Origin of the sequence: Methyloceanibacter sp. (assembly GCF_050726195.1) — a bacterium.
In the GTDB taxonomy this organism is placed as follows: domain Bacteria; phylum Pseudomonadota; class Alphaproteobacteria; order Rhizobiales; family Methyloligellaceae; genus Methyloceanibacter.
This window is the reverse complement of sequence record NZ_JBOHJC010000009.1, coordinates 99173-125895: the sequence shown is the minus strand read 5'-3', so window position 1 is coordinate 125895 and position 26723 is coordinate 99173. Positions and strand designations below refer to the sequence as shown.

Below are 26723 nucleotides of genomic sequence, written 5' to 3'. Positions count from 1 at the left end.
CCATCGCCGACCTCCCCCTTGCAGGGGGAGGGAAGTGAACGCCCAGCATTGGAGGCAAGAGAGAGAGTTAAAGAGCAGGCGGGGCGGGGAGAGGCCGCGCCCGGTGCGGGGGGTGTGGCCAGGGACACGGGAACCTGCTCGAGCGCACGGATCGAAGCGCGTAGCTGCTCTATCAGGACCCTCCCCGTTGGTCCGCCTGCTCTTTTCTCAACGCCAGCCGGCGGAACGAGCCAACCACTATCGCCGTCTGGAACGCCGTTACGCACAACTACACTCCACTCTCGTTCCTGTTTTGTTCTAGCGAGAGTCGGAGTAGGAGTCAAGGCTGGCCCCTCAGGAGCCGGTTTCAGGCGCATTCCGGCCCCCGGCGGCACAGGTATTTAGATTTCGCTAACCAGAATCAGCCGAGAAAGGGGGACAGTCAGACGGGGGTTTGTGATGCGTCTCCTCGGTCTTGCGTCCGCGGTCCCCGCCGCGGCCGCCATACTTTTCGCCCTCATGCCAGGCGAGGCGGTGGCCGGGCTCTTCGATGTCTTTGGCAGCTCCTACCAGGCACCGCGCGTGGCCGGCCGCCAGCTCGTGTCGTTCCCGCCCGGCTACCAGCCAGGCACCATCCTCGTCCAACTCAGCCAGCGGCGGCTCTATTTCGTGCTGCCCCAGCAACGGGCCATCAGCTACCCGATCGGGGCGCCGACGGGCGATGCCAGGTGGTCGGGGGAGAGCTATGTCAGCGAAAAGCGGATCAACCCCGACTGGCGTCCCACGGCCGAGATGCGGCGGGAAAATCCCACCCTCCCCGCTTTTGTGCCCGGCGGACATCCGAGGAACCCGCTCGGGGTCAGGGCTATGTATCTCGGCCAGACCACCTACCGCATCCACGGCACCGACGCGCCGTGGACGGTGGGTCAGGACGTCAGCCACGGCTGTATCCGAATGTTCAATGAAGATGTTGCCGATCTCTATCAAAGAGTCCCCATCGGTACTCGCGTTGTTGTTATGTGGTAAAGGCCTGGTAAAGATGAGTCAAAGCTTCGCTAAACTTGAAGCAAAAATTGGCGAATTTGCTTGATTCTCGATTATTTTCATTTGCGATTTATTTACCCTGAGCCGCTCGTCTCTATTGCATTGATTTAACCTGTGTCTAACTGGGTCTTGGTACCTTCAGTGCCAGGTTCCAGCGGCGAAAGACGAACGCGGTGTGGGGGCCTGTGAAAACCAAATCAAAGGGAGTGTCGAAAATGAGGACTTCTGTTGTTCGTTTCGTCAAGGACGAGTCGGGCGCCACGGCCATCGAGTACGGCCTCATCGCCGCCGGCATCGCCGTCGCCATCATCGCTGCCATCGGCGCATTGGGCGACGCGCTCGACGGCATGTTCAGGGGCATCGCCGGCAAGCTGGTTGTCGAGTAAGCCACTGTTCGCCTCTGGTGGGGCCCGGCTGTACTGACGATAATGCTGGGCCCGCCATTGGTGCGCCCGAGACGCGCACCAAGCACGCCCAACGGCACCCAGACCAAAGGGCCTCCGGCCGTGAAAATCTCCGCCAAGCGCTTTCTCGAGGACGAGTCCGGCGTCTCTGCCATTGAATATGCGGTGATTGCCGCCGGCATGGCGGCTATCCTTATCGCAGCGGGGAGCACGCTGTCCGGCGGCTTTTCGGGGTTTGCCGAGTCTCTCGCCGGCAAGATGACGATCGAATAAGTCCGATCCGGCTGCCAAAGCGACCGGGATCGGATCCGACTCGTTCAGCGCCGCGCTCCCGTTTTTGTGTTCCCCGGCGTCGGCGCTCGTCGTTGCCGACCTAGCCCCCAATCCTCCATATTTCAGGCCTAAGCACCAACTCTTTAGAGGGGAGCTTGCGCCTTTGCCGTACCCCGCTCATTGGGGGCACCAACTCGCATTGACCGCTCTGCTCGCTGGGGCGGCCGTGGCGGGCCTCGCACCGAGCGCCGGCGCGCACCCACATGTGTGGGCAACGGTCCGCTCGGAGATCGTGTTCGGCCCCGATCACAAGATCACCGGCATTCGCCAAGCCTGGACGTTCGACGAATTCTACACGGCGATGGCGGTGCAGGGCCTCGATACCGACGGCGACGGCGTCTACTCCAAGGAGGAGCTCGAGCCGCTCGCCAAGGTCAATGTCGAGTCGCTGCAAGAGTTCGAGTATTTCACCTATGTCCGGCTGGCCGGCGACGAGACGCTGCTTCCGCTGAAAGCCCCGGTCGACTATTGGATCGAGTACGACAACACCGTGCTCACTCTGCACTTCACCCTGCCGCTCGAGACCCCGCTCGGCCCGCGACCGAAGGAGGTCCTGGTCGACGTCTATGACCCGTCCTTCTTCGTGGCGTTCGGCTTCGCCGAAAAGGCGCCGGTCAAGATAGCGGGCGAGGCCGCGCCCGGTTGCACCGCCGAGGTCGACAAGCCCGATCCGGAGAGCGTGGAGACCGCCAAGGCGCTGACCGAGTCGTTCTTCAGTCAGCTTGGGCCGGACTCCAACTACGGCTCGCAGTTCGCCCAGACCGTGACGGTGAAATGCGCCGCGCAATGAGCCGCGCATCATGGCGCTTGGGCTTGACGTCCGTGCTCGGCCTCACGATCCTCATGCTCACGGCGACCCTGGGGGCGGCGGAGACCAAGCCGCCAGCGGCGTTCGGTACGCCGACGCAGACGCAAGCCGCGCCGCCGTCCTTCACCGCGCCGCAGGCCGCGCCGCTTGGCGCCAAGGGGCCGCTCGGCAGCGTGCTAAGCTGGGTGACGCAGACGCAGCAAAACATGCAGCGTCAGCTCGCCGCGGCGGTTAAAGGCCTCAAGAGCGGCAATGCCGTCGGCGCGGCGCTGCTTCTTGCCGGCTTGAGCTTTGTCTATGGCGTGGTCCACGCCGTCGGGCCGGGACATGGCAAGGCGATCATCTCGTCCTACGTCGTCGCCAACGAGGAGACCGTGCGGCGCGGAGTCCTCATCTCGTTTCTCGCCGCGGGCATGCAGGCGATCACCGCAGTTGCGCTTGTCAGCCTGGCCCTCGTCGCGCTGAGCGCCACGGGCCTTGAGCTCAATGCCTGGGCGAACCAGCTCGAGACGGTAAGCTATGCGCGTTGATCGCGCTGTTCGGGCTCTATCTCCTCACGACCGAACTTCGTCGGCTGTGGTGGCGCCGGCAGGAGCGCAAGGCGGGGCGCGGTGCGGGTCATCACGATCACAGCCATCACGCCCACGCCCACCATGATCACGGGCATGACCACGCCCATGGCGAGGCATGCAATCACATCGTGGATGCGCGTGACGTCGCCGGTCCACTGTCCTGGCGCAAAATTGCGGCCGTCGTGGTCTCGGTCGGCATCAGGCCGTGCTCCGGCGCGATCCTCGTTCTCGTGTTTGCACTGACGCAAGGGCTGTTTTGGGCCGGCGTGGCGGCGACCTTCGCCATGGCGCTCGGCACGGCCATCACCGTCGCGGTCCTGGCGACGCTTGCGCTCGGTTCGCGCGAACTTGCACTCAGGCTCGGCGGCGAGAGCCGAGCTTGGACCGAAGCAGTGTGGACGACATGCGCGATCGGCGGCGCGGTGCTTGTGCTCACGCTTGGCTTGCTCTTGTTCGCGGCTTCCCTCGGGCCGGCAAGGCCGTTCTAAGTTCTCCGAAACAATCGACCGCCGTGCGCGTTGTGGATTGAACCCCCACAACGAGTAAGGAGAGTTCCATGGCCAATCTCAGCGACAAGCGAATCATGATCCTGGCGACCGATGGCTTCGAGCAGTCTGAGTTGATGGTCCCGAAGCAGAGACTCGAGCAGGCAGGCGCCAAGGTCGATATCGTCTCGCTCAAGATCGGCGAGATCTGGGGATGGAAGAATAACGATTGGGGCGATCCGGTCGCAGTCGACCGCACCATCGATGCGGTGACCGTCGACGAATACGATGCGCTGGTCATTCCCGGTGGACAGATCAATCCGGATATCTTGCGCGCCGACGAGGATGCGGTGGCATTCGTGCGCGAGTTCTTCGACAGCAAGAAGCCGCTTGCGGCCATCTGCCACGCGCCCTGGGTGCTCGTCGAGGCGGGCATCGCCAAAGGCCGGCAGATGACGTCCTACCATTCCATGGCGACGGACGTGAAGAACGCGGGCGCCAAGTGGGTCGACAAGAAGGTCGTGGTCGACGAAGGCCTGATCACGAGCCGCAACCCCGGCGATCTCGAGGACTTCTCCGCGAAAATCATCGAGGAAGTACAGGAAGGCCGCCACGAGTCCCGCAGGGTCGCCTGACCCTCATACGCCGACCAAGCGTGGAAATTCGGGCCGGGGCGGAGGCTCCGGCCCGAATCTTTGCATGGGGGACGGGTCACTGCTGGAAGGCAGTACCCCCGGGACGATGCCGCCGGGAAGATTTTTGCTTTTTGTCGCACAGCGATTGCCCTTCGGGAGTATGACATCCTACATGTTGCGCAGTTCAGCACGATTGTGAGGAGGTCGCGATGACGCTACAGCTCGGCGATACCGCCCCCGACTTCGAAGCCGACACCACCGAAGGCCGCATCCGGTTTCATGATTGGCTCGGCGATTCCTGGGCCGTGATGTTCTCACACCCGAAGGACTTCACGCCGGTCTGCACCACGGAGCTCGGCTATATGGCGCGGATCAAGCCCGAATTCGACAAGCGCGGCGTGAAGATCATCGGCCTCAGCGTCGATCCCGTCGAACTTCACAAGAAGTGGGCCGACGACATCAAGGAGACGCAAGGCGCCGCGCCCAACTATCCCATGATCGGCGATCCAGACCTCAAGATCGCCAAGCTCTACGGCATGCTGCCGGCCAGCACGTCTGGCACGTCGGAGGGCCGCACTCCCGCCGACAATCAGACCGTACGCAACGTGTTCGTCGTCGGCCCGGACAAGAAGATCAAGTTGATCCTGGTCTATCCGATGACCACGGGGCGCAATTTCGACGAGGTGCTGCGGGTGATCGACTCCATGCAGCTCACCGCCAAGCATCGCGTGGCGACGCCGGTGAACTGGAAGCAGGGGGGCGAGGTGATCATCGCCGGCTCGGTATCCGACGAGGAGGCCAAGAAGATCTATCCCGACGGCTGGAAGGCGCCTCGGCCCTATATCCGGATCGTGCCGCAGCCCAAGGGCTAGGTCTATCGCCTGCCAGTACTTAAGGCGTTGACTCAGCTTACCGCGCCAGAGGCCCGTGGTTTGTCATAAAATTCGGTTGGCCGTTGCCGAAGCCTTCATGCTAAAACCGTCTGCCTACAAATCATTCCGGTTCGTGGCCAAAGCAGTGGAACGCTGGTCCGGTGCCTTCGGGGCCGGCCAGAACGCCGGGTGGGGGAATGTCGGATTCAAGCGGCTCGGGTTCGCCCGGAGACGAAAAACCTGCGCATGAACGCGCCAAAGAGATCGCCGATCGGATCGCGCCCTTGATGCGCGAGGCGCGATCCAACCGCTTCGATTTTCTTGCTTATTTGCTCGCCATGGCCCTTACGGAGGCGCGGCGGCTGTCGCGAGACTAACGCTAAATCTTCCTCAAGGTCGAAGCTGCTAGACTCACAGCATGGCCCTACCGCAAACACCGGCACTCACCGTCGATTGCGTCATCCATGACGGCGAGGGGCGGGTGCTGCTGATCCGGCGCGGCAACGCGCCTTTCAAAGGCGCCTTCGCGCTTCCCGGCGGCTTTGTCGATATCGACGAGACGGTGGAGGCCGCCTGCCGCCGCGAGGTGCGCGAAGAGACCGGGCTCGAGATCGGCGAGCTTCAACTGATCGGCGTCTATTCGGAGCCAGGCCGCGACCCGCGCGGACATACGGTGAGCGTGGCGTTCCTGACGCGCGCGCCTGATGCCGCGGCTCCTATCGCCGGCGACGACGCGGCGGCAGCCGAATGGGTCGCCGACTGGCGGGCGCACCCTCTCGCCTTCGATCATGCGGAGATCCTCGAAGACGCGGAGAAGTTGGCCGGCACGCAGGCACGGTAAGCTCACCTCTCCCGCTGGGGAGAGGGGGAACTGAGCCGGCCCTAGGCGCCGGTGGCCGGATGCCCTATCTAGGCCTCCATGGAGCGACTCCATGAATAAGGACGCAGCCGTAAAGGACATTGCGGCGCCCGCCGAGGTCAAGCGCGGGCCCGCCGGGCCAGGCAAAATCGGCGTGCTGCTCGTCAATCTCGGCACGCCGGACGGCACCGACTATTGGTCGATGCGGCGCTACCTCAAGGAGTTTCTCTCCGACCGCCGCGTGATCGAGACCAACCGCGTGCTGTGGTGGCTGATCCTGAACGGCATCGTGCTGACCACGCGTCCGTCGAAGAGCGGCGAGGCCTATCGCGCCATCTGGAACGAGGCGCTCGATGAGTCGCCGTTACGCACGATCACAAGGGCGCAAGCCGAAAGGGTCGCGGATGCACTCGGCCACCGCGAGGAGATCGTCGTCGACTGGGCCATGCGCTACGGCAATCCCAGCATTGCCTCGCGCATCGAGGCGTTGACGCAGGACGGATGCGACCGGCTGCTCGTATTTCCGCTTTATCCGCAATATGCCGCGGCGACGACGGCGACGGTCAACGACGTGGTGTTCGACACCTTGAAGACCATGCGGGCGCAGCCAGCGCTCCGCACCGTGGCGCCTTACCCGAAAGACCCCGTCTATATCGATGCGCTTGCGGATTCGATTCGCGTACATCTGGCCGGGCTCGACTTCGAGCCGGACGTGATCATCGCCTCGTTCCACGGTCTGCCGAAGGCGTATGTCGACAAGGGTGATCCCTATCAGTGCCAGTGCATGGATACGGTGGATGCGTTGCGCGCGGCATTGGGCCCGATGGGTAACAAGCTCAAGCTCACCTTCCAGTCCCGCTTCGGCCGGGCCGAGTGGCTTCAGCCCTATACCGACAAGACGGTGGAGGCGCTGGCGCAGGGCGGCGTGAAGCGCATCGCCGTCGTTACGCCCGGCTTCGTCGCCGACTGCGTCGAGACGCTTGAGGAGATCGCCGAAGGGGCCAAGGAGATTTTCCTCGAGCATGGCGGCGAGAAGTTCAGCTTCATCCCCTGCCTCAACGACAGCGAGGGGGGCATCAGAGTGCTCGTGCATCTCATAGAGCGGGAGCTTCAAGGCTGGGTGTAGTAGAGTCGTTGTCATGCCCGCGAAGGCGGGCATCCAGTAACCCCGGTCTTCGCACTAGCGTGCCGCAGTGGTTACTGGATCGCCGGGTCAAGCCCGGCGATGACAAATTGGGGGGTGAGGGGCAGAGGTCATGGGCAGGGGAGGGACGGCGCTCCTCTTCGGAGCGGGCCTTGTTCTTGCGGGCTGCGCCACGCCCATGACCATGCGCGAGATCGATGCGGTGAAGCCGAGCTGCGCACAGATCGACAAGCAGATCGCTACCTTGGAGAAGGAGAAAGCCCAGAACAATCAGCGGCTGCTGGCCGGCGTCCAGTCGGTGGCGCCGGCGCTTGCCGCGATCAATATCATCGGCGGCACCTATGGCACCAATGTCTCTATTGCCACCGGCGCGTGGGCCAAGGCGATCGACCGGAAGCTCGCCGAGCTGCGCCGCGCCAAGAAGCGCCAAGAAGAAGTGCTGAGGGCGGCTTCATGATACGACAAGCGTCGCTTGCGGTTCTCCTGTCCCTTTGCCTGCTCGCTGGAGGGTCGCTCCCGGCGGCGTCGGCGCAAGATCTAGTCTTTGTGGACGTGGTTGGCGCGCCGGGGGATGGAGATCGGGCGCTGGCCAATGCGCTTGGCGAACGCCTGCTGAGCCAAGGCCTGGCGCTTTCGGGCACGCCGGCCGCCGATGCCTACGAGATCCAGGGCTTGGTCCGGGTGAGCCCTGCGGCGGGCGGCAAGCAGAACATCCGCATCGACTGGAAGGTGTTCGGACCAGGTGGCGCGGAGCTAGGCGTCGTCACTCAGGAACAGGCCATTCGCAGTGGCTCGCTGGACAATACATGGGGACGGGCCGCGGCTGCCGCGGCCGAAGCGGCGGCGCAAGACATCCTCAAGCTCCTGCAGCGTCAGTGACGGACGTCACAAAGCGCGGCGCCGAGTCCCGGCGGGCCCTTAAAACACCGGCCTGCTTGCACCATTTATGGACTGCCGCAGGTTGAGCGCGCGCGCTAGTTTAGGGTCATCCGGCGGTGCCGCCGGAAACCTCTGGGAGGGTGCCTGAATGCTCGGCTTCGATATCTTCGTGCTTGCCCTGCTCGTCCTGTTGGTCTTGCTTGTCATTGCGGCGGTCAAGATCGTGTCGCAGGGCTACAATTACACGGTCGAGCGCTTCGGGCGCTATACGCGGACGCTCCGTCCCGGCCTCACCCTCATCATCCCGTTCATCGACCGCATCGGGCGGAAGATCAACATGATGGAGCAGGTGGTCGATGTGCCGAGCCAGGAGGTCATCACCCGCGACAACGCCATGGTCAGGGTCGATGGCGTCGTGTTCTTCCAGGTGCTCGAGGCGGCCCAGGCGAGCTACGAGGTGACCAATCTCGACGTCGCCATTCTCGCCCTCACCATGACCAATATCCGCACGGTGATGGGCTCCATGGACCTCGACAAGCTGCTGTCAGAGCGCGACGAGATCAATCATCGGCTGCTGAAGGTGGTCGACGACGCCACGCATAACTGGGGCGTCAAGGTGACCCGCATCGAGATCAAGGACATCGAGCCGCCGCGCGACCTGGTCGACTCCATGGCGCGGCAGATGAAGGCCGAGCGCGACAAACGCGCCGCGATCCTCGTGGCCGAAGGCGAGCGGCAGGCGGCGATCCTCTCCGCCGAAGGGGCCAAGCAGGCGCAGATCCTTGCCGCGGAAGGGCGCCGCGAGGCCGCCTATCGCGACGCCGAGGCGCGCGAGCGCGAGGCCGAAGCCGAGGCCAAGGCGACGACGATGGTCAGCGAAGCCATCAGCAGGGGAAACGTGCAGGCCATCAACTACTTCGTCGCCAACAACTATATCGGCGCGCTGAAGGCGCTGGCCGAGGCCGAGAACCAGAAAGTGCTGATCCTGCCGATCGAGGCGTCATCGGTGATTGGCGCCATCGCCGGCGTCTCCGAGATCGCACGCGAGGCGTTCGGCGGGGCCGGCGGCGATCAGCCTCAGCCGAAGCCGCAAGGGGCCCCGCGCGGGCGCGCCGGCGGCTCCGTTCCCTCGGTCTAACGCAGGACGAAGCCCATGATCGAGACGATTGTCGAGCTTGGCGCGTGGAGTTGGCTGATCCTCGCCGCAGTCCTGTTCGCGCTCGAGCTGCTGGCGCCCGGCATCTTCTTCATGTGGTTCGGGCTTGCCGCGGCGGTCACCGGGCTCATCATGTTTCGCTATGACATCAGCTGGCAGTGGCAGCTGATCTCGTTCGGCGGGCTGTCGCTCGCGTCGGTGCTGATCGCCAACAAATATCTGCGCAAGCACCCGCTCGAAAGCGAGCGCCCGCTGCTCAACGAACGCGCGACCCAGCTGGTCGGCCAATCCTTCGATTTGGTCGATCCGATCGTCAACGGGCGCGGCAGCATCCATGCCGGCGACACGATCTGGCGGGTGGAGGGGCCCGAGCTACCGAGGGGCACGCGCATTAAGGTGGTGGGCGCCGACGGCTCGGTGCTCAAGGTGAAGCCGGCTTAGCCGAGCCGCCTCTCAGACTTCGATCTGCTCGATGTCGTCGACCTCATCGGGGATCTCGGCGGATGCGTCCTTGTGCGGCCATGTTCCTTCGGTGTGGCGCGTGCGGCCGGTGCCGGTGACGACGACGTCGGTGAAGCCGACCTCGCGGAACTTGTCCGCCACCATCTCGTTGGAGGCGACGCTCTGGAACAGGCCAAGCCTGACGGTGGCCCGGTAGCGCTTTCCCTTGTGGACAGTGAAGTGCGCCATCCGACCCCTCTCCCCTCTAGACGTATACGCGTGACTATACACGTATAACGGGTATTATATCGTTGACACCACAGAGCCCATGATGTAGTGTTTGGGCAATGACCGATTTCATCGAGACTCCGACCGTAGCTGCGGTGCTGTCGTTGGATGCGGTCAAAGATGAGTCTGGAGCAGAGTTTGCTCTGCTGGTGCTGCATCTCGAAAACGGTAAGACCGTTCGGTTACCCATGTCCGTGGATGTGGCAATGCGGGTATGGCGTCTTCTTGACGAGGCGCGCCGGGATAAGGGCTGGCCAGAGCCGACCACGCCAGTTTCAAGCGATCCAATACAGTGAGAACCATGACCAAATCCGTCCTTTCCGATCGACACTTCAACGATGACGATGCCGCCCGAGAATTCCTCGAGGACGTGCTTTGGCCCGATGGCCCGGTCTGCCCGCATTGCGGGGTTGTCGGCCACGCCTATCCGACTTCACGTCCCGGCGTTTACCGCTGCGCCGAGAAGGAGTGTCGCAAGGACTTCACTGTGACGATGAAGACGGTGATGGAGCGGAGCCACATCGCCTTGCATAAATGGCTGAGCGCCTTCTACCTTATGGCGTCGAGCAAGAAGGGCGTCTCGGCACACCAGCTCCACCGCACCCTTGGCATCACCTACCGCTCCGCCTGGTTCATGGCCCATCGGATCAGGGAAGCCATGCGAGCTGGTGGGCTTGTCCCGATGGGCGGCTCGGGCAAGGTTGTCGAGGCCGACGAAACCTATTACGGCGATATTCCTGAAGCCAAGCGACGCAAGTTCAAGACCACTGGGCGCCCGTTCCAGAAGAGCCGCCACGGTGTCGGCCATAAGCGGGCCATCGTCGCCTTGATTGAGCGGGGCGGCTCCGTTCGCACATTCCATGTCGGCGTTGCCGACAAGTTCACTGTTCGCAAGATCGTGAGCGAAAACGTCTCCCGTGAGAGCCGCTTCCACACCGACGAAAGCAGGCTCTATTTCGGTTCCGACAAGGTGTTCGCCTCACACGAGACGGTGAAGCACTCAGACTATGAATACGTGCGCGGCGATGTGCATGTGAACTCGGCCGAAGGCTATTTCGCGATCTTCAAGCGCGGCATGAAGGGTATCTACCAGCACTGCGCCGAGAAGCATCTGCACCGTTACCTCGCTGAATATGACTTCCGGTTCAACCACCGCATCGCGCTTGGATGCAACGATGGGGAACGTGCCGCGCTTGCCGTCAAGGGTGCCGAAGGCAAGCGTCTCACGTACCGTCAGCCTCACTAAACCAGTTCACAAATTTAAGGCTGCGCGCTTCTTGCGGTGGCGCAAGCGGCGCCGTCGTTCGCGGCGAAAATCTAAAATTTCTGCGGGCTAATCGGTGTCAGCGGCACATTCTCCAACGGCCCATAGGTGATCTCGCCGGTTTCGGGGTTTCTGGTGGCCACCTGCCTTTGCATCGCTGGGAGCTGCTGCTGGGCTGGCACCTGCGGCACCGGCACGAAGTGCTGGACCGTTCGTTTTCCCGTAGTCGGATCCTTCCCCACAATCGGCCGCCGCGATGTAGGGGATGGCTGTGGCCCAGGGCTGGTTACCGGCATCCCCGGACGGGTGGTGGCCTGCTGCGAACCCGGAGGGATGGCGGGGCGCATCTGAAGCGCAGGGCCTGGCGGATGGTCTTGGCCTTGACCAAGTAACATCTCCAAAAACGCTTGAATGAGGTTCATCGCTGTCGTCCTCTCGTGTTATTCTTCTGCGCAGGGCTGGGGGTGGCGCGTGGGGCAGGAATCCGGTCAGTCTGAACCGAAGGTGCCGTGCCCGCATTGCGGTGGCAGCGGTCAAATCCCGCTTACGAAACACCCCGAATGGCGACTGGGGCCGCGCCCCGAGTCGCATCTTGATCCGTATCGCTGGCGACGCCTGTTCAGTGGCATCATCACCGCGGCGCTGATCGCCGGCATTGCGACGCGGAACCTGCAGAGGTCCCCCAATTCGTCGGTGTCGAGCAGCCCTTACCGGCAAACGGCGCGGCCTGGTTCTGCCAGGCTGGCCGCAGCGGATGTTGGCCGCTCACGCAGCGCACCAGCAGCCGAGCGATCCCGTTCAGGATCAACACGAGCGCGGGAAACCACTATCTCCTCAAGCTCGCACTGCCTTCCAAAGATCACCTTCTCATTTTTGTCAGGGGCGGAAGCCCAGTCGCGGTCAATGTTCCCTTGGGAACATACACGTTGACCTACGCGGTCGGCGATCGCTGGTACGGGCACAGAAGCGACAAGAAGTTCCTCGGTGCCGACACCGCGCACTTCAGAGCCGACGATACCTTTGCTTTTTCGGCTGACCTGGAGTGGGTGAGCGTCACTCTCTATCCAGTGCCGCGAGGCAATCTGAGGACCACGGAGATTTCAGCCGAAGAGTTCTAATCCTTTGCACGCTTGCGCGTGGAGCGCTTTTTTGTAGGTCCTTTCTTTTCCCGCTTGGGGGTCATGCTGGCCATCGTCTTATGGCCCACCTCGCGGGAGCCGCGTAGCGCCGCCTCAAAGCGGCGTTTTGTCTCTTTGTCGTCGTATGTCTCTGTGGAGCGCTTAGCCATGCCTGAGCACCGGGATCGCGAAGAAATTGAACCTGAACTCTACCAGGGAATAGGACACGTCGTGGTCGCTTGGGCAACCATCGAGGCGCTCATGGCAGAATTTCTATCACACCTGATTCCTGCTGATCCTGGCGGAATGTACGTTCTCAACCAAAACCTCTCTAGCGACACCAAGATAAAATGCCTGCGGGTTCTCTGTGAGATGCGATTTACCGATCCGAACACCACACTACGGCTAGGCGACCTACTCCAACGGATCGATGACGCCCGCCAAGAACGGAACGGCTACGTTCATGGTATGTGGAGCACCCAATGCGAACCTGGCGCAGTGCTAATCCAAACTATAAATCTGAACCGCGCCGAGATCGTAAGGCACGAGCTTACGACCCGCGCGGATTTTGACGATCTCATTGCTCGCCTCAAGGATATTACCCAGGAGCTGCTTTATCTCGGCCGCACTCTTGGGTTTCTTACCCGAGAGGACCGAGGGCTCGGGCCCGCTACCTAACTTCGCCGGCCTGTCATGCATAACTACTACTCCTAATATCTGTGGTGTCAACGATATAATACCCGTATAACGTGTTTTTCAACAGTCATGCCTTGCCGAACCATTGGGCGACCGCGTCGCGCCCAGCTTGGTCGAGGAGAAGATGGAGCTTGGTGCGCCGAAGCAGGAAGTCCTCGGCGGTCATGGCGTCTTCCGTCTCGACGGCATATTCGAGCTCGGCGCGGGTCACACCGGGGGCGATTTCCTGCGCGGCGGCAGGCTCGGCAACGACGTGCGCGAAGAGCGTCTCGATGCGGTCGCCATAAGTCAGCACGAGTCGCCGCCGCGTGGTCGAGGAGAGGCCTGCCGGACCACGCTCGGCGCGGGCGAACAGCGCAGCCCGGCTCAAGTTTCCGCCGTAAAGCGGCATGCCCTTGGTCCAGGCCGGTCCCATCGCGACGCCTAAGCTCTTAATCGCATGGAGGACGTCCTCGGCTATGGCGCGGTGGGTGGTGAGCTTGCCGCCATAGAGCGTGACGAAACCGCCGGTCCCGCGCGCGGCCACGGCGAGTGCCGGGCTGCGGCTGATGCGGCTTGGCTTCTCGCCCGTCTCGTCGTGCAGCGCGCGCACGCCCGAGAAAGTGAACACGACGTCCTTCGCTGTGACCGGCCCACCGGACGCGAAATATCGATTATAGGCGTCGAGCAGATAGGTCATCTCCTCGGGTGAGCACCGAGCTTCGCTAGGATCGCCCGCGTGGGGGACGTCGGTCGTGCCGACGATGAGAAAGCGGCCGTCGAGCCAGGGAATGACGAATACGATGCGCTCGTCTTCGTCTTGCAGGGTGTAGGCGTCCGCCTCGGGTGGGTCGGGCATCGGCAGCACGATGTGGCTGCCGCGCACGAGCCGCAAGGGCCGCGGCGGTGGCGCGGCAGCGGTCAGCCCGTCGACGCCTGCCACGAACGGCCCAGCAGCATTGACGATGAAGCGCGCTTCGACCCGCCGCTTCGCCCCGCGCTCGTCGAGCTCGACTGCATAGCCGTTGTCGAGGGCGGTGATCGCCGTCACCGCTCGGCGGTTGAGAATGTCGGCGCCACGGGCCCGGGCATCGAGCACGACGCTTAAAGTGAGCCGCGCATCGTCGGCCTGGCAGTCGGGATAGCGGAACACGGCGGCCAGATCGTCCTTGCGCAGCCGCGGCAGCCGCGTGGTTTCTGCCGCCGAGAGCCTGCCGCTGGCGGGCAGGTGACCGCCGAAGGAAAGGACGTCGTAGAGCGCAAGCCCCGCCTGGAGCATCCAAGCTTGACGTTTTTGCCAGCCATAGACGGGCATGAGAAATCGCATCGGCCAGACGAGATGGGGCGCGGTGTCGAGCAACTCGGCGCGCGCGAGGAGCGACTCGCGCACGAGCTTGAACTCGAGCCGTTCGAGATAGCGCAGGCCGCCGTGGATCAGCTTCGAGGAGGCGGAAGAAGTGGCGCAGGCGTAGTCGCCCTTCTCGGCAAGCATCACCTTCAGCCCGCGCCCGGCGGCGTCCCGGGCCACGGCAGCGCCGTGGATGCCGCCGCCGATAACGAGAAGGTCGAACGAATCAGTGGCCACGGCGTTCCAGTCCCATGGGCAGTAGAGGAATAATTCACCCTACAAGCCGGCGTGAGCTTAAGGGGCGCTTTATCGCCATCTTTGCCCGGTCGGCTCAATCACGAACTCTCTTCCCTCACAACCTGTAGGAGCTCATGGCAGACATCGTCATCATCAATCCGCGCTTCGACATTTCCTTTTGGGGTCTGGAGCACTGCATGCCCCTGTTCGGCAAGCAGGCAAACTTGCCGGTCGCCTGCCTCGGTCTCCTCGCGGCGCTCGTCCCCGACCATCACCAGGTGACGCTGATCGATGAGAACGTCGAAGACATCGATTTCGGACGCTTGGCTCGGGCCGACCTCGTCTGCCTCACGGGGATGAGCGTCCAGGGGCGAAGGTTGATCGAGATACTCGACAAGGTGAGAACCTTACGGGTGATGACCGCCGTCGGCGGCCCGATGGCGACGGTCGAGCCGGAAGCCTTGGAGGGACTGGCGGACGTGATCTTCATCGGCGAGGCGGACGAGACCTGGCCCGAGTTCCTGCGCGATTGGGAACGGGGTTGCCATCAGAGCAGCTACAAGCAGCTGGACAAGACCGAGGTCGAGCGGTTGCCGCTGCCGCGTATCGATCTTTTGAAGACCGACCGCTACATGTTCGGCAGTTTGCAGATCTCGCGCGGCTGCCCGTTTACCTGCGAGTTCTGCGACATCATTGTGACGTTCGGCCGCAAGCCTCGTCTCAAGACGAGCGAGCAAGTCCTGGCCGAACTCGATTCGTTCCGGGAAGCCGGGCTCAATATCGTGTTTGTGGTCGACGACAATCTGATCGGCAACAAGAAGGCAATCAAGTCGATCTTGCGCGAGATCGTCCGTTGGCAGCAGGAGAATGCCTATCCCCTGACGCTGTTCACCGAAGCCTCTCTCGATCTGGCGGAGGACGAGGAGCTTATGGAGCTGATGGGGCTTGCAAATTTCCAGAGCGTGTTCATCGGCATCGAGACGCCGAACGAGGACTCGCTGCGTGAAACTAAGAAACTGCAAAACGTCCGGCCAAAGGCCGGGACGCTGCTGGAGCGCGTTCATCGCATCCAGCAGAACGGCATCGACGTCTGGTGCGGCATGATCGTCGGCTTCGACCATGACGATCCCTCGATCTTCGAGATCATGCCGAAGTTCCTGGCAGACGCGCGCATTTCCGCCGCCCTCATTGGACTGCTTCATGCGATTCCCACCACACCGCTTTATGACCGCCTGAAGAGGGAAGGACGGCTGAACGACGACGAAGACAGCGAGGTCTATGGCACGAACGTCATACCTCTCGGCATGTCACGCGAGGAACTACGCGACGGCTTTATCGAGGTGATGCAGGCTTGCTATGGCGCCGATGCCTATTTCCAGCGTCTAGATTCGCTATATATGGACGGCGGGTTCAAATACGTTGTGCATGGACTGCCATATTGGTCCCAGCAGCGTCTAGCGTGGGCGAAGCGGTGCTTCTTCAACTACGTGAAGTTCGGCGCCATCGCCGCGCGGCTGCTGGCCTTGGTGAAGGACAAGGCGTTGCGAGCGCGCTATCGGCGGCAATTGGCGGGAGTGGTGCGCCGGCGCTGGCATGAACCTCACATCCTGTTCATCTATGGAATCAAGGTAGCCATGCACTATCATTATTCGGAGCTAGCTCAGGCTCTGAGCCAAGTCGACGAGAAGACCGGCGCCATGCCCGATGCAGGCCGCTCGTTCTCGCGCGCCAAGCGGGCCGTTGAGGAGCAAGCGGCGGCCTAAGTCAGGGATATCAAAATACCAAGTCGCCGACGATGCCGAGCAGGACCACGGCGATCACCGACCAGAGCGCCAGACGCTGCCACAACGGCATGCCGACATAGCTGGCTCTGGCCTGGGTGAGATCGAACTGATCCTCGCTGGTGATGCGGAAGTTGCGTTGATTGGGTGTCTTGGTGGTCATGATGCTTTAGGTAAGCACCGCGGCGCGGTTACGCAACGCCCGCGCGGAGCAGGTCGTGAATGTGGATGATGCCGACCGGGCGACCGTTCTCGACCACGAACAGAGCGGTGATCTTCGAGGCGTTGATCAGCTCCAGCGCGGCGGATGCCAGGAGGTCCGGCGCTACGGTCTTGGGCTCCGGCGTCATGATGTCGGCGGCGCGCAAGGCAAGCAGATCGTTCCCCATGTGACGCCGCAAGTCGCCGTCGGTGATGATGCCTTTGAGCATGCCGTTGCCGTCGACAACGCCGAGGCAGCCGAGGGCCTTCTCGGTCATGACGACGATGGCCTCCCCCATGACCACGTCAGCCGCGGCGAGCGGCAGGCGGTCGCCCTTGTGCATCAGGTCGCTCACGAATTTCAGACGGGCGCCGAGCTGCCCGCCGGGATGCAGCGCCTTGAAGTCGATGGCGGTGAAGCCCTTGCTTTCGAGCAACGCGATGGCGATGCAATCGCCAAGCGCAAGTTGCATGACGGTGGAGGTGGTCGGCGCAAGCCCGTGGGGGCAAGCTTCCTTGGCGTGGGGCAAAGCAAGCACCACTTCGGCCGCCTGCGCCAGGGTCGAGTCCCGGTTCGAGGTGACGGCGATCAAGGGCACGGCGAAACGCCTGGAGTAAGAAACGATATTGCCGAGTTCGACGGTTTCGCCCGACCAGGAAAAGACAAGTATGGCGTCGTCACGCGTGATCATGCCGAGATCGCCGTGGCTCGCTTCGCTCGGATGCACGAAATGGGCGGGGGTGCCGGTGGAGGAGAGGGTGGCGGCCACCTTCAGCCCGACATGACCGCTCTTGCCGATGCCGGTGACGATGACTCGGCTGCGGCAATTTCGGAGGATCTCGATCGCCTCGCCAAAGCAGTACCCACCATCTGCCTTGAGGCTTTCGTATAGGGCACTCAGACCCTTGGCCTCGAGATCCAGAGTGTTAATGGCCGAGTCGAGGGCCTCGAGGCGGCGCTCCTCCGGCGGTACAAGATCCCTCCGCAGGCTTACAGGCATTCGATGTTCCCCCGTTTAAGGCCCCAATTCTAGCACGGATTAAGGCAAGGGAAGGACGCGCCATTTCGAGACAGGGCTAAACCGCTCGTTAACCGTCTTGCTCCTAGGCTTGAGGCTCAACGGGCGCAAGGCCCGGAGCCAGCATTCCGGCGGGTTTCCGACCGTTTCGCCCAGCGTCGATCGAGGTGCGTCCTTGCCGCGTCGCCATACATTTTGCGCAGCGGGCGCTCTCGCTGCAGCCCTGCTCGGTGCTCCAACCGCGCCGGCCGCGGCCCAGGATGCGGCCGTGCCGGTCTTGCGCGGCAGCATCGGCGCGCCGCAAGAGGAAGGCGTCGTGCCGTCGATCACCTCACGGGCGAGGCGGCAACAGACGTTCGACCGCGGGATCGATGCCGACGACGCCGGCACGACTGGCGCTGAGACCAGCCCGCCGAGCAACCTCGCCGACGATCCCTCGCTTTCGCCCCCGCCACCGCCGCCTCCGCCACCGCTCGGCGGCTTGGGCGACGAACCGGCCGAGCCCGTGCCGGCGGTACCGGAGTTCGGCATCACCACGGCAACCGGAATGCCGCTGATCGGACCGCCCAGCGTGGACGACGACTTGGAGCAACGGCCGCTGCCGCCCAGGGGACACGAACTCGATCCCTATGTGCCGATCGGCATGCGGCTCGGCAGCTTCCTCTTGTTCACCGAGGCCGAAATCGGCACAGTCCTCACCGACAACGTGCTCGGCACGAAGACCGACACCCACTCGGACATCGCCTTGGAATTCGCGCCGAACGTTCGGCTTGAGTCGAACTGGGCCAGGCACTTCTTCCTCGCTCAGTTCGACGCCGACCGGACCTGGTACAAGGACTTTTCGGTCGAGGACGACCGCATCTACTCGGCTCTTCTGAGAGGGCGGCTTGACGTGACTCGCCGCTCGCATCTTGCGCTCGAGCTCGAGCAATCGCAGACACAAGCCGGCCGCAACTCCGTGAGCATCACCGACATCGCCGGCGCCCAGACCAATGTTTATGAAAAGCACATTACCGCCGCGGCCGACCATACGTTCAACCGCGTGACCATCGAGATCGAGGGGACCGTCACGGATTACAATTACGACGACATTCCCGGCACGGCATTCGGCGTCGTCGATCTCACGGTTCCCACCGGCATTCCCATACGGGATATTAGGGACTATCGCGAGAACGAGTTGAAGCTGCGCGGCACCTACGAATTCAATCCCGAGCTGGCGGGCTTCGTAGAAGGTGCCATCGCGGAGGATGACTTCAGGCAGCCCATCAGCACGAGCGGCATCAATCGAAACGCGTCCGGCTTCGAGGCGTTGTCGGGCCTGATCTTCGCCAAGCCGAGGTTTGTGGGCGAGATCAGCGTTGGCTGGGGCCAGCTGCAATCGATCGACGACAGTCTCGATCCAATCGAAGGGTTTTTGCTGAACGCTGACCTCATCTGGATGCCGACGCCGATCACCATGGTCGAGTTCCTGGCGCGGACCGAGGTCGACACCACGACCCTGGTCGACGCGCTCGGCGCCGTCGACCGCTTCTACGAGCTGTCGCTACAGCACGCCTTCTGGCGCTTCCTCGTCGTGCGCGGTTTCGTCTCGTACGAAATCGCCGACTACGTCGAGAGTCCCCAGGTCGATGAGCGGCTGAAGGAGGGCTTGAGCGCGGAGCACTACTTCAACCCGTATGCATCTGTCTATGTGCGCTACGAGCACACCGACTTCTTCTCCACCGTCGAGGCGAGCGACTTCACGGAGAACGAAGTGCGCATCGGTATGCGCCTCCGACATTGAAGGGGAGCGGCGGACTCACACCCGCTTTCCAATTTCTGCGATGATCTGTTCGCGGGGACCGGGCGGTCGCCAAGTGCTAGCGCTTCCGGAGCCCAATGGCGAGAATGCGATCGAGCAGCGGTTCGTAATCGATGCCGGCGGCTTCGGCGGCTTCCGCGAATTCCTCGCCGTAGCCGATGTCGGGATTAGGGTTGGCCTCGAGAAAATACGGCCGTCCCTCGGCATCGAGGCGGAAGTCCACGCGCGCGTAGCCACTGAGCTGCAGCAGCCGATACAAGCGCTTGGTCGTTTTCACCAGGAGCCGCTCGAGCTCCGGCGGCAGATCCCGGGCAGGGCTGAGCTTGACGCCGCGCCGTTTCTGGAACTTGAGGTTCCACTTGACCCGTCGGGTTGCGATCTTGGGCGCATCGGAGCGCAGCCGCTGCATTTCCAGCTCCCAGACCGGCAGCACCTGCAGGCGCGAATTGCCCATGACCCCGACATACAGCTCGCGGCCATCCACGTACTGCTCGAGGATGAGATCTGTGCCGACATTTGCCTGCATGAATTCGATCCGCTCGGCGAGCTTTTCGTCATTGTTGACCAGGGAAGCCTCGGCGATGCCAAACGAAGAATCGTCGATCTGAGACTTGACGATGAGCGGGTACGTGAGCCGAGCGGGCTTGCGCTTGAGCTTGCGACCGCCCGAGACCACGGCGAAGCGTGGAACGCGGATGCGGTGGTGATGCAGGATCATCTTCGAGAGCGCCTTGTCGCGGGCGATCATCAGGCCGCGGGGATTACAGCCGGTGTAGAGCATCTGGACGAGCTCGAGATAGCTCACGACATTCTGATCTAGCATCGGCTCCCCGCGGAATTCCTCCAGCAGATTGAAGACGATGTGGGGCTTGAAGTCCTGGATAGCCCCGCGCAAGGGAGTCAGGTCGTCGTAGAGCCCGAGCGGCTGCACCTCGTGCCCCAGCTCGCGCAGGCCGGTTATCACGTCGTACTCGGCCTTGTATTCCAAGACCTCCGCGTCGGGCCTGCCGACAATGTCGTCGGGCGGCACGAGATCTTCGTGCATGAGCACGAGCACCCGCTTCTTGCGCTTCTTGCGCATGGCTAGCGCCTCACATGACGTGCCATTCGCGGCCTCCGTACAGGTAGCTCATGCCGTGCACCGTCAACATGATGGCGAAGTCCAGCACCAGACTGCGCTCAGGGCCGTCCGCCACAAGGCGCAGTTCCTTGCACCGCCCCATCATCTGCTCGAGAACTTGATCAAGCGTGAACTGGTACTCGCCTGTCCACTTCGCAACCATGCCCCTGATCTCGCTGCGGTGCCGCCGTAGGAACGCCGCTGCCGTCTCGCGCTTGTCGCCGGTGCCTCCCGACTCGCTGAACAGGCGTTTAAGATCGCGATCGTATGCATCGGGAAATCCAACCGCATAGTGGGCCCGCTTGCGCTTGTAGTACTCCCCGAGGGTCATCCGTTCGCGTGACAGAGCATAGGGCATGGCGCGGCTGCGAACACGCGGCGGCTGGCCGGCCAACTCGCCCATCAAACGCTCGACGTATTCGAGTTTGCGCAGCGCCGGCCAGCCCCGGTAACGCCGGCGCCAGTTGTAGCGTGGGCGCAGCCAAACCGCGAAGGTCTCGGCGAAATCCTCCTCCGGGTGGCTCTGGGCATACCAGGCCGGGAGGTTTTGCACGTAGCGCCGGCTCGTGGGATTGGGCCGATAGGCCTCCGGATAGGGCGTGCTCGCCCTGCCGAACCGGCGTTGCCACTCGCGGCGGCGCTGCAGGTTGAAGGCGTGCTGGATGGCGTGCCCCAGCTCGTGGCGCAAGAGAAGCAAGCAGGACTCAGGCGTCGCACCCTCGGCTTCGAGCATCTGCGAGCGTTCGAGACGGATGAGCTTGGGGTGCGCGAGGTAGAATGGCAGCGCGACGCCGGGGACGCCTGCCGGCGAGAACCACTCGTCGGAAAGCCAGAAGTGCGGGTTGAAGCGCAAGTCGCGTTGGGCAAGCTCGTCCCGTACCCGCTCGATGCGTTCCTCGAGCCAGGTTCCCGCGATGGAGACGTGTAGGTCACACATTCTGACTGACAGCAACTCGCGCTGCGTCATGTGCTCCCAGGGATAACGCCCCCCGTTTGTTCGTCGATTCGAACGCACTGCGTGACCCAGTTGCTTTCAGCCCAAATGACAGCGCCGCGTGATCTTGCGAATATATGCTCCTCCACCAAAAATAAACTCTCGGAACAGCCCGGCCATGCTCAGGGGCCCGCCCTCGGGGCGAATTCAGCGTCGGCTGGGGCGGACAGCAATCGATCGACGATCAGTCTAGGCCCGATTCGTTCCAGTCACGGTAGTTCGGTCTGGATTAAGCCTGGGATGACGAGCTGGCTTTCCGGGCGATGTCGGCGGCGAACTTGTTCGTCTCCTCCTCTACGTGGCGGCGCAGAAAGAGCGGCAGTAGCCCCAGTCTCGCTACGAAGTCCAGCGCAGCCGGCATGCGCGCTTCGACGGTGCAACTGAACTCGGCACTGTTGTGATCCCTGGGCTCGACCGCGAGGGTCCAAATGACTTCGATGGTGGCGGGAAAGACGTGCATGACATACACGCGCGTGTTCGTCGAATGCATGAGGACATGGTTGGCCGCGGCCTTCTTTGCGAGATAATGCTGGATCAGCAAATGCCCGCCGATGCTTTCGACATTGACCATCCCGAAGGTTTTGCCTTCGCGGAAGGTGCCGGCCGCGCGATGCGACCGGGAGCACGCCTGGTACTCCCGGTCGGTCATCGTGGAGAGCCACTTTGCGAGATCGATGCCATCCGCGGGGTGGTCGATCACTGTCCGAGATGAGCTCTTCATGGGCCGCACCCTCAGCGCAGCATGAAGTTGAGCAGGAAGTCGAAGGTCCTACCGAAGGGTGGCCGGAACAGATCGACGACGTTGAACCGCGCCTGTTGGAACACGGCCTTGGCATGACTCATGGTCTTGAAGCCCTCGGCACCGTGGTAAGCACCCATGCCGCTCGGCCCAATGCCGCCGAAGGGGAGATCGTCCTGAGCGTAATGCAGAATGGTGTCGTTGACGAGCACCCCGCCGGAAGTCGTCCGCTCGAGGACCCGGCGCTGCGACTGCGCCTCGTTGCCAAAGAAATAGAGCGCGAGCGGGCGTGGTCTCGAATTCACATAGGCAATGGCGTCGTCCAGCCGGTCATAGGTCACGACCGGCAAGATGGGGCCGAAGATCTCCTCCTGCATCACCGCCATCTCATCGGTGACGTCGAGTAGCAAGGTCGGCGGGAACAGGCGAGACTGAGGATCGCTTGACTGCTTTGACCCGAGCTCGATGACGCGAGCGCCTTTGGCCTTCGCATCTTCGACCAATCCCGACAGGCGGGCGAAATGCCGGTCGTTGACGACCCAAGTAAAATCAGGATTGTCGCCGACGTTGGGATAGAGCGTGTCGACCTCTTGCCGGTAGGCCGCAATGAACTCCTCCGTTTCGCTCTTCGGCAGGAGCAGATAATCGGGGGAGGTGCAGATTTGGCCGCCATTGGCGCACTTGCCATAGGCGATGCGGCGCGCGGCGGTGCGGACCGGGTAGTCGTCGTCGATAATGACGGGCGACTTGCCACCAAGCTCCAGCGTCACCGGGACCAGGTTCTCACTCGCCGCGCGCATGATGGCCCGGCCGACCGGAATGCTGCCGGTGAACAAGAGATGGTCGAAGGGGAGGCTGGAAAATGCCTTGCCGACCTCGGCGTCGCCGGTCACGACGGCGACCTGTTCCTCGTCGAACGTCTCCGCGAGCATGGAGGCAATGAGTTCCGTGGTAGCTGGCGTCATCTCCGACGGCTTCACCATCGCGCGGTTGCCGGCGGCCAGCGCGGTGGCGAGCGGAGTCAGAGCCAGGGACACAGGGAAGTTCCACGGCGCGACGATGCCAACCACGCCGAGCGGCTGGTACACGACCTTTGCCGAGCCTGGCTTGAAGATCGCCGCCACGTGACGGCGGTCGGGCCGCATGAAGCGCCGCAAATTGCTGTAGAGATAATTGATGCCGCCAACCGTCGACCCCAAGTCGAGCATCTGGGACTCCTGGCGCGCGCGGTGGCCGAAATCGGCATCGAGTGCGGCAACGAAGTCATCCTGGCGCGCCAGGATAGCGTCCTTGAGTTTCTTAAGGTCAGCCCGGCGCAGCTTTAGCGTCGGCGGACCATCGCGCAAGAAGGCGGCGCGCTGAAGCTCAAGCGTGGTGTGTAGGGCGTCTGCGCCAGGGTTGGTCTCCATTTTGTTCATGGCGTTCATAGGGGCATTCCTTTCGCAGGTGGTGGAATTGCAGGTTAGGCTCCGATCGCCGATCCAAGAGTCGTGGCTGTCCAGACCCAGACGGCGGCTAGGCTGACGAGGGTTCCCAACAGGCTCGAAACGAGCACATGGGGAAAGGAATCGTCGGTATTCTCGGGTTCGAAAGTCGTCACGGTGGTCATCGGGGCATCCTTTCCTGGTTTAGCGTAACTTGACAGTGTCTAGTAAATGGGTATGGGCTTGACAGTGTCAAGTACCGCAGCCAAATAGTTTCCTGCCATGCGAAAACCGACGGATCTCCGCCAAAAAGTGCTGGATGCGAGCCTTGCTCTAATTGAAGAGGGGGGGCTCGACCGGCTGAGCATGCGCGAGGTGGCACGCAAGGCCGGGGTGAGCCATCAGGCGCCCTACCACTATTTCGCCGACCGTGAGGCCATTCTCGCTGCCATCGCGGGCGAGGGGTTTTCGAAGCTCGGACTGTCGCTCATGCGCGCTGCCGATCAGGCCAGGGCCGAACCAACCAAGGCCGTAGAAGCCATGGGCCGTGCCTATGTCGAGTTTGCCCTGCGCAACCCCGGTTATTTTCAGGCCATGTTTCGCGCCGACGCGGTCCCGCTCGATCGCTACCCCGACGCGCGCAAGCAAGAAGATGAAGCGTTCGGCAAGCTGGTCGAAGGGATCGATAAGGCGCTTGCCGGCCAGCCGGCCGAGGTCAGACGAACAATGGCTATCGCTTGCTGGGCGGTCGTGCACGGCTTGGCAACGCTCATCCTGGAAGGAAGCCTTGCGCGCAAAGTTGGTATCCCTCGGGCGCAGCAAAGACAGGTGGCCAACGAGGTGATCGGGACATTCACGCGCCTGTTCGGCAAGGACCGCGCATGATTTCTCGGGAGCCTTCGAGGCGAGAGTTAAGTCCGGTCTTGGCTCCAAGCAGACGCGCGGTCAGCGTGCCTCTGGCACGCAAGGAGCGCATCGCAGACGTTCTGTACCGGGACGTGACCCACTTCGAGTAGTCTCCCGGGAGGGAAGAGGTGTTTTACACGAGCTTCTTGATCTCGGCGATGACCTGGTCGCGGAGGCCCGGGCGGGCGAGCGCGAAGGCGATGTTGGCGGCGAGGAAGCCGGCCTTCGAGCCGCAGTCGAAGGCGCGGCCCTCGTATTCCAGCGCATAGAAGGCTTGCGTCTTCATCAAGGCCAGCATGGAGTCGGTGAGCTGGATCTCGCCGCCGGCCCCCTTCTCCTGCGCCGCCAGGAGCGCGAAGATCTCCGGCTGAAGGATGTAGCGGCCAAGAATGGTGAGGTTCGACGGCTCGGTGCCGGGCTTCGGCTTTTCCACCATGCCTGTGATGGGAAACGTCTTGCCGTCGCCCTGGCCCACGGCGACCACGCCGTAATTCTTTAGTTGGTCCTCGGGCATGGGCTCGACGGCGAGGATGTTGCCTCCGCGCTGCTCGTAGACGTCGAGCATCTGGGCGAGGCAGCCTTTGCCCGGCGTCTGCACCAGCACGTCGGGGAGCAGCAGAGCGAACGGCTCGTTGCCGATAATGTCGCGGGCGCACCACACGGCATGGCCTAGGCCGAGCGGTTCCTGCTGACGCACGAAGCTCGCCCGACCGGCCTCAGGCAGGTCTTTCTTAAGGCCTTCGAGCTCCGCCGTCTTGCCGCGGGCGGCGAGCACGCCCTCCAGCTCGGGCTGCTGGTCGAAATGATCCTCGATGATGCTCTTGTTCCGGCCGGTGACGAAGACGAAATGCTCGATGCCAGCGGAGCGCGCCTCGTCAACCACGTGCTGGATCAGCGGCCGGTCGACCACCGTCAGCATCTCCTTCGGCATGGCCTTGGTGGCGGGGAGGAAACGGGTGCCGAGCCCCGCCACGGGGAACACGGCCTTGCGGACGCGAGCAGCCATTCAAGTCCTCGTTAAGCTTAACGATTGGCAGACGAAGGCGGGTGCCATGCCGGCGCTTAGAAGTCCCTCAACCTGTTTCGGATAGCAAGTGGTGAATTTCCACTTACTGCGCGCGGGGTCGTTCCAAATGAGCGTCTTGGTTACCGGGGGCGCCGGGTTCATCGGCAGCCATATGGCGCTCGAACTGCTCGATGCGGGCGAGGACGTGTTGGTTCTCGACAATCTGTCGACCGGCTTCCGCTGGGCAGTGCCTGAGGGCGCGAAATTCGTCGAGGGCGACGTCGGCGACCACAATCTCGTGCGCCAGCTGCTGCTGCGAAATGATATCGACGCCATCCTCCATTTCGCCGGCTCAATCGTCGTGCCGGAGTCGGTCGCCGACCCGCTCGGCTACTATCTCAACAACACGTGCAAATCGCGCTCGCTGATCGCCAGCGCGGTCGAGACCAATATCCCGTACTTCATCTTCTCGTCGACCGCGGCGGTGTACGGCATCCCCAAGGCCAATCCCGTCACCGAGGACGCGAGCCTCGAGCCGATCTCGCCCTATGGCTCTTCCAAGCTCATGACCGAGACCATGCTGCGCGACACGGCGAGGGCGCATCCTCTGCGCTTCGTGGCGCTGCGGTATTTCAATGTCGCCGGCGCCGATCCCAAGGGGCGGAGCGGCCAGTCGACCTCGGGCGCGACACATCTGATCAAGGTGGCGGCCGAGACGGCGCTCGGCATGCGGCCGCATCTCGACGTCTACGGCACCGACTACGAGACGCCGGACGGGACGTGCGTCCGCGACTACATCCATGTGAGCGATCTCGTCCGCGCGCATCTCGACGCGCTCCGCTATCTGCGCGACGGCGGCGAGAGCATCGTGTTGAACTGCGGCTACGGCAAAGGCTTCTCGGTGCTCGAAGTGATCGAGGCGGTGAAGCGGGCGTCGCAGTCAGACTTCGCCGTGCACAAGACCGGCCGCAGGGCGGGCGACCCGGCCGCGCTCGTGGCCGGGGCGGCGCGCATCCACGAGGTACTCGGGTGGGAGCCGCGCCTGAACGACCTCGATACCATCGTTCGGGATGCGCTCGCCTGGGAGAAGCGCCTCGAGGAATTCCGCGCCGCCTCCTGAGTTTTTCGCCGGCTTCGCCTTTCCAGCGCCAAAACTGCCCGCCACAATCAGGGTTCGCGTCGAATCGCTTG

The 26723-nt window shown here is 63.0% G+C and carries 32 protein-coding genes; 23 read left to right on the top strand and 9 right to left on the bottom strand.

Annotated elements, in window-relative coordinates; translation table 11 throughout:
• Positions 1 to 438: 438 nt before the first annotated feature.
• From ACRECX_RS08460 to ACRECX_RS08390, 15 genes are all read left to right on the top strand, one after another.
• Positions 439 to 1005 (top strand): L,D-transpeptidase, encoded by a 567-nt coding sequence (locus tag ACRECX_RS08460; RefSeq protein WP_431558390.1) that lies wholly within the window; start codon positions 439 to 441, stop codon positions 1003 to 1005.
• Positions 1006 to 1238: 233 nt separating this feature from the next.
• Positions 1239 to 1409, top strand: a complete 171-nt coding sequence (locus tag ACRECX_RS08455; protein ID WP_431558389.1) for a Flp family type IVb pilin — start codon at positions 1239 to 1241, stop codon at positions 1407 to 1409.
• A 120-nt stretch (positions 1410 to 1529) separates the two neighbouring features.
• The gene (locus ACRECX_RS08450; RefSeq protein ID WP_431558388.1) at positions 1530 to 1700 is read left to right on the top strand and encodes a Flp family type IVb pilin; all 171 of its coding nucleotides are present in this window, start codon (positions 1530 to 1532) and stop codon (positions 1698 to 1700) included.
• Between the two features lie 199 nt (positions 1701 to 1899).
• Entirely contained in the window at positions 1900 to 2550 is a 651-nt protein-coding gene (locus ACRECX_RS08445) for a DUF1007 family protein (protein ID WP_431558387.1), read from the top strand.
• A gap of 32 nt (positions 2551 to 2582) precedes the next feature.
• A complete protein-coding gene (locus ACRECX_RS08440) occupies positions 2583 to 3098 on the top strand; it encodes a nickel/cobalt transporter (protein WP_431558394.1) in 516 nt (171 codons plus the stop codon).
• Positions 3095 to 3628, top strand: a complete 534-nt coding sequence (locus ACRECX_RS08435) for a nickel/cobalt transporter (RefSeq protein WP_431558386.1) — start codon at positions 3095 to 3097, stop codon at positions 3626 to 3628. Before ACRECX_RS08440 ends, ACRECX_RS08435 begins: the two co-directional genes overlap by 4 nt.
• A gap of 68 nt (positions 3629 to 3696) precedes the next feature.
• Positions 3697 to 4260, top strand: coding sequence for a type 1 glutamine amidotransferase domain-containing protein (locus ACRECX_RS08430; protein WP_431558385.1), 564 nt, complete (start codon positions 3697 to 3699; stop codon positions 4258 to 4260).
• Positions 4261 to 4469: 209 nt separating this feature from the next.
• Positions 4470 to 5132, top strand: a complete 663-nt coding sequence (locus ACRECX_RS08425) for a peroxiredoxin (RefSeq protein ID WP_431558384.1) — start codon at positions 4470 to 4472, stop codon at positions 5130 to 5132.
• 197 nt (positions 5133 to 5329) lie between these two features.
• Positions 5330 to 5509: a hypothetical protein gene (locus ACRECX_RS08420; protein ID WP_431558383.1), complete on the top strand. Its 180-nt coding sequence runs from the start codon at positions 5330 to 5332 to the stop codon at positions 5507 to 5509.
• 41 nt (positions 5510 to 5550) lie between these two features.
• Positions 5551 to 5973, top strand: a complete 423-nt coding sequence (locus tag ACRECX_RS08415; protein ID WP_431558382.1) for an NUDIX domain-containing protein — start codon at positions 5551 to 5553, stop codon at positions 5971 to 5973.
• Between the two features lie 91 nt (positions 5974 to 6064).
• Complete coding sequence (hemH, locus tag ACRECX_RS08410; protein ID WP_431558381.1) at positions 6065 to 7117, top strand: ferrochelatase; 1053 nt, start codon at positions 6065 to 6067, stop codon at positions 7115 to 7117.
• Between the two features lie 130 nt (positions 7118 to 7247).
• On the top strand, positions 7248 to 7592 hold the full coding sequence (locus ACRECX_RS08405; RefSeq protein ID WP_431558380.1) for a hypothetical protein: 345 nt from the start codon (positions 7248 to 7250) through the stop codon (positions 7590 to 7592).
• Positions 7589 to 8014 (top strand): hypothetical protein, encoded by a 426-nt coding sequence (locus tag ACRECX_RS08400; RefSeq protein ID WP_431558379.1) that lies wholly within the window; start codon positions 7589 to 7591, stop codon positions 8012 to 8014. The genes ACRECX_RS08405 and ACRECX_RS08400 overlap by 4 nt, the downstream gene beginning before the upstream one ends.
• 148 nt (positions 8015 to 8162) lie before the next feature.
• Positions 8163 to 9152 (top strand): SPFH domain-containing protein, encoded by a 990-nt coding sequence (locus tag ACRECX_RS08395; RefSeq protein ID WP_431558378.1) that lies wholly within the window; start codon positions 8163 to 8165, stop codon positions 9150 to 9152.
• 15 nt (positions 9153 to 9167) lie between these two features.
• The gene (locus ACRECX_RS08390) at positions 9168 to 9611 is read left to right on the top strand and encodes an NfeD family protein (protein WP_431558377.1); all 444 of its coding nucleotides are present in this window, start codon (positions 9168 to 9170) and stop codon (positions 9609 to 9611) included.
• A gap of 12 nt (positions 9612 to 9623) precedes the next feature.
• Here ACRECX_RS08390 and ACRECX_RS08385 read toward each other — a convergent pair whose 3' ends face one another.
• Positions 9624 to 9860, bottom strand: coding sequence for a hypothetical protein (locus tag ACRECX_RS08385; RefSeq protein WP_431558376.1), 237 nt, complete (start codon positions 9858 to 9860; stop codon positions 9624 to 9626).
• Positions 9861 to 9958: 98 nt separating this feature from the next.
• Here ACRECX_RS08385 and ACRECX_RS08380 point away from each other — a divergent pair, with 98 nt between their 5' ends.
• The 4 genes from ACRECX_RS08380 to ACRECX_RS08365 all read left to right on the top strand — a co-directional run bounded on the left by ACRECX_RS08380 (position 9959) and on the right by ACRECX_RS08365 (position 12959).
• Positions 9959 to 10195: a hypothetical protein gene (locus tag ACRECX_RS08380; protein WP_431558375.1), complete on the top strand. Its 237-nt coding sequence runs from the start codon at positions 9959 to 9961 to the stop codon at positions 10193 to 10195.
• Between the two features lie 5 nt (positions 10196 to 10200).
• A complete protein-coding gene (locus tag ACRECX_RS08375; RefSeq protein ID WP_431558374.1) occupies positions 10201 to 11145 on the top strand; it encodes an IS1595 family transposase in 945 nt (314 codons plus the stop codon).
• 944 nt (positions 11146 to 12089) lie between these two features.
• Complete coding sequence (locus tag ACRECX_RS08370) at positions 12090 to 12281, top strand: hypothetical protein (protein WP_431558373.1); 192 nt, start codon at positions 12090 to 12092, stop codon at positions 12279 to 12281.
• 63 nt (positions 12282 to 12344) lie between these two features.
• Positions 12345 to 12959: a hypothetical protein gene (locus ACRECX_RS08365; RefSeq protein ID WP_431558372.1), complete on the top strand. Its 615-nt coding sequence runs from the start codon at positions 12345 to 12347 to the stop codon at positions 12957 to 12959.
• Between the two features lie 85 nt (positions 12960 to 13044).
• On the opposite strand, the gene glpD is transcribed toward ACRECX_RS08365, so the two are convergent.
• Positions 13045 to 14541 (bottom strand): glycerol-3-phosphate dehydrogenase, encoded by a 1497-nt coding sequence (glpD, locus tag ACRECX_RS08360; protein ID WP_431558371.1) that lies wholly within the window; start codon positions 14539 to 14541, stop codon positions 13045 to 13047.
• A gap of 134 nt (positions 14542 to 14675) precedes the next feature.
• On the opposite strand from glpD, the gene ACRECX_RS08355 reads away from it, so the two are divergent.
• Positions 14676 to 16304: a radical SAM protein gene (locus ACRECX_RS08355; RefSeq protein WP_431558370.1), complete on the top strand. Its 1629-nt coding sequence runs from the start codon at positions 14676 to 14678 to the stop codon at positions 16302 to 16304.
• Between the two features lie 10 nt (positions 16305 to 16314).
• Here ACRECX_RS08355 and ACRECX_RS08350 read toward each other — a convergent pair whose 3' ends face one another.
• Positions 16315 to 16485 (bottom strand): hypothetical protein, encoded by a 171-nt coding sequence (locus tag ACRECX_RS08350; protein WP_431558369.1) that lies wholly within the window; start codon positions 16483 to 16485, stop codon positions 16315 to 16317.
• A 28-nt stretch (positions 16486 to 16513) separates the two neighbouring features.
• Positions 16514 to 17524 carry a KpsF/GutQ family sugar-phosphate isomerase gene (locus ACRECX_RS08345; protein WP_431558368.1) on the bottom strand — a complete coding sequence of 337 codons (1011 nt, stop codon included), beginning with the start codon at positions 17522 to 17524 and terminating at the stop codon, positions 16514 to 16516.
• Positions 17525 to 17810: 286 nt separating this feature from the next.
• Here ACRECX_RS08345 and ACRECX_RS08340 point away from each other — a divergent pair, with 286 nt between their 5' ends.
• Positions 17811 to 19325: an outer membrane beta-barrel protein gene (locus ACRECX_RS08340; RefSeq protein ID WP_431558367.1), complete on the top strand. Its 1515-nt coding sequence runs from the start codon at positions 17811 to 17813 to the stop codon at positions 19323 to 19325.
• Positions 19326 to 19401: 76 nt separating this feature from the next.
• Here ACRECX_RS08340 and ACRECX_RS08335 read toward each other — a convergent pair whose 3' ends face one another.
• The 4 genes from ACRECX_RS08335 to ACRECX_RS08320 form a co-directional block, all read right to left on the bottom strand.
• Positions 19402 to 20424: a D-alanine--D-alanine ligase family protein gene (locus tag ACRECX_RS08335; protein WP_431558366.1), complete on the bottom strand. Its 1023-nt coding sequence runs from the start codon at positions 20422 to 20424 to the stop codon at positions 19402 to 19404.
• Positions 20425 to 20434: 10 nt separating this feature from the next.
• Positions 20435 to 21430 (bottom strand): putative zinc-binding metallopeptidase, encoded by a 996-nt coding sequence (locus tag ACRECX_RS08330; RefSeq protein WP_431558365.1) that lies wholly within the window; start codon positions 21428 to 21430, stop codon positions 20435 to 20437.
• 256 nt (positions 21431 to 21686) lie between these two features.
• A complete protein-coding gene (locus tag ACRECX_RS08325; protein WP_431558364.1) occupies positions 21687 to 22157 on the bottom strand; it encodes a hypothetical protein in 471 nt (156 codons plus the stop codon).
• Between the two features lie 32 nt (positions 22158 to 22189).
• On the bottom strand, positions 22190 to 23623 hold the full coding sequence (locus tag ACRECX_RS08320) for a coniferyl aldehyde dehydrogenase (protein ID WP_431558363.1): 1434 nt from the start codon (positions 23621 to 23623) through the stop codon (positions 22190 to 22192).
• A 279-nt stretch (positions 23624 to 23902) separates the two neighbouring features.
• Here ACRECX_RS08320 and ACRECX_RS08315 point away from each other — a divergent pair, with 279 nt between their 5' ends.
• Complete coding sequence (locus ACRECX_RS08315) at positions 23903 to 24505, top strand: TetR/AcrR family transcriptional regulator (RefSeq protein WP_431558362.1); 603 nt, start codon at positions 23903 to 23905, stop codon at positions 24503 to 24505.
• 154 nt (positions 24506 to 24659) lie between these two features.
• On the opposite strand, the gene galU is transcribed toward ACRECX_RS08315, so the two are convergent.
• Positions 24660 to 25532, bottom strand: a complete 873-nt coding sequence (gene galU, locus ACRECX_RS08310) for a UTP--glucose-1-phosphate uridylyltransferase GalU (protein WP_431558361.1) — start codon at positions 25530 to 25532, stop codon at positions 24660 to 24662.
• Positions 25533 to 25659: 127 nt separating this feature from the next.
• Here galU and galE point away from each other — a divergent pair, with 127 nt between their 5' ends.
• On the top strand, positions 25660 to 26652 hold the full coding sequence (galE, locus tag ACRECX_RS08305; protein ID WP_431558360.1) for a UDP-glucose 4-epimerase GalE: 993 nt from the start codon (positions 25660 to 25662) through the stop codon (positions 26650 to 26652).
• Positions 26653 to 26723: the final 71 nt, after the last annotated feature.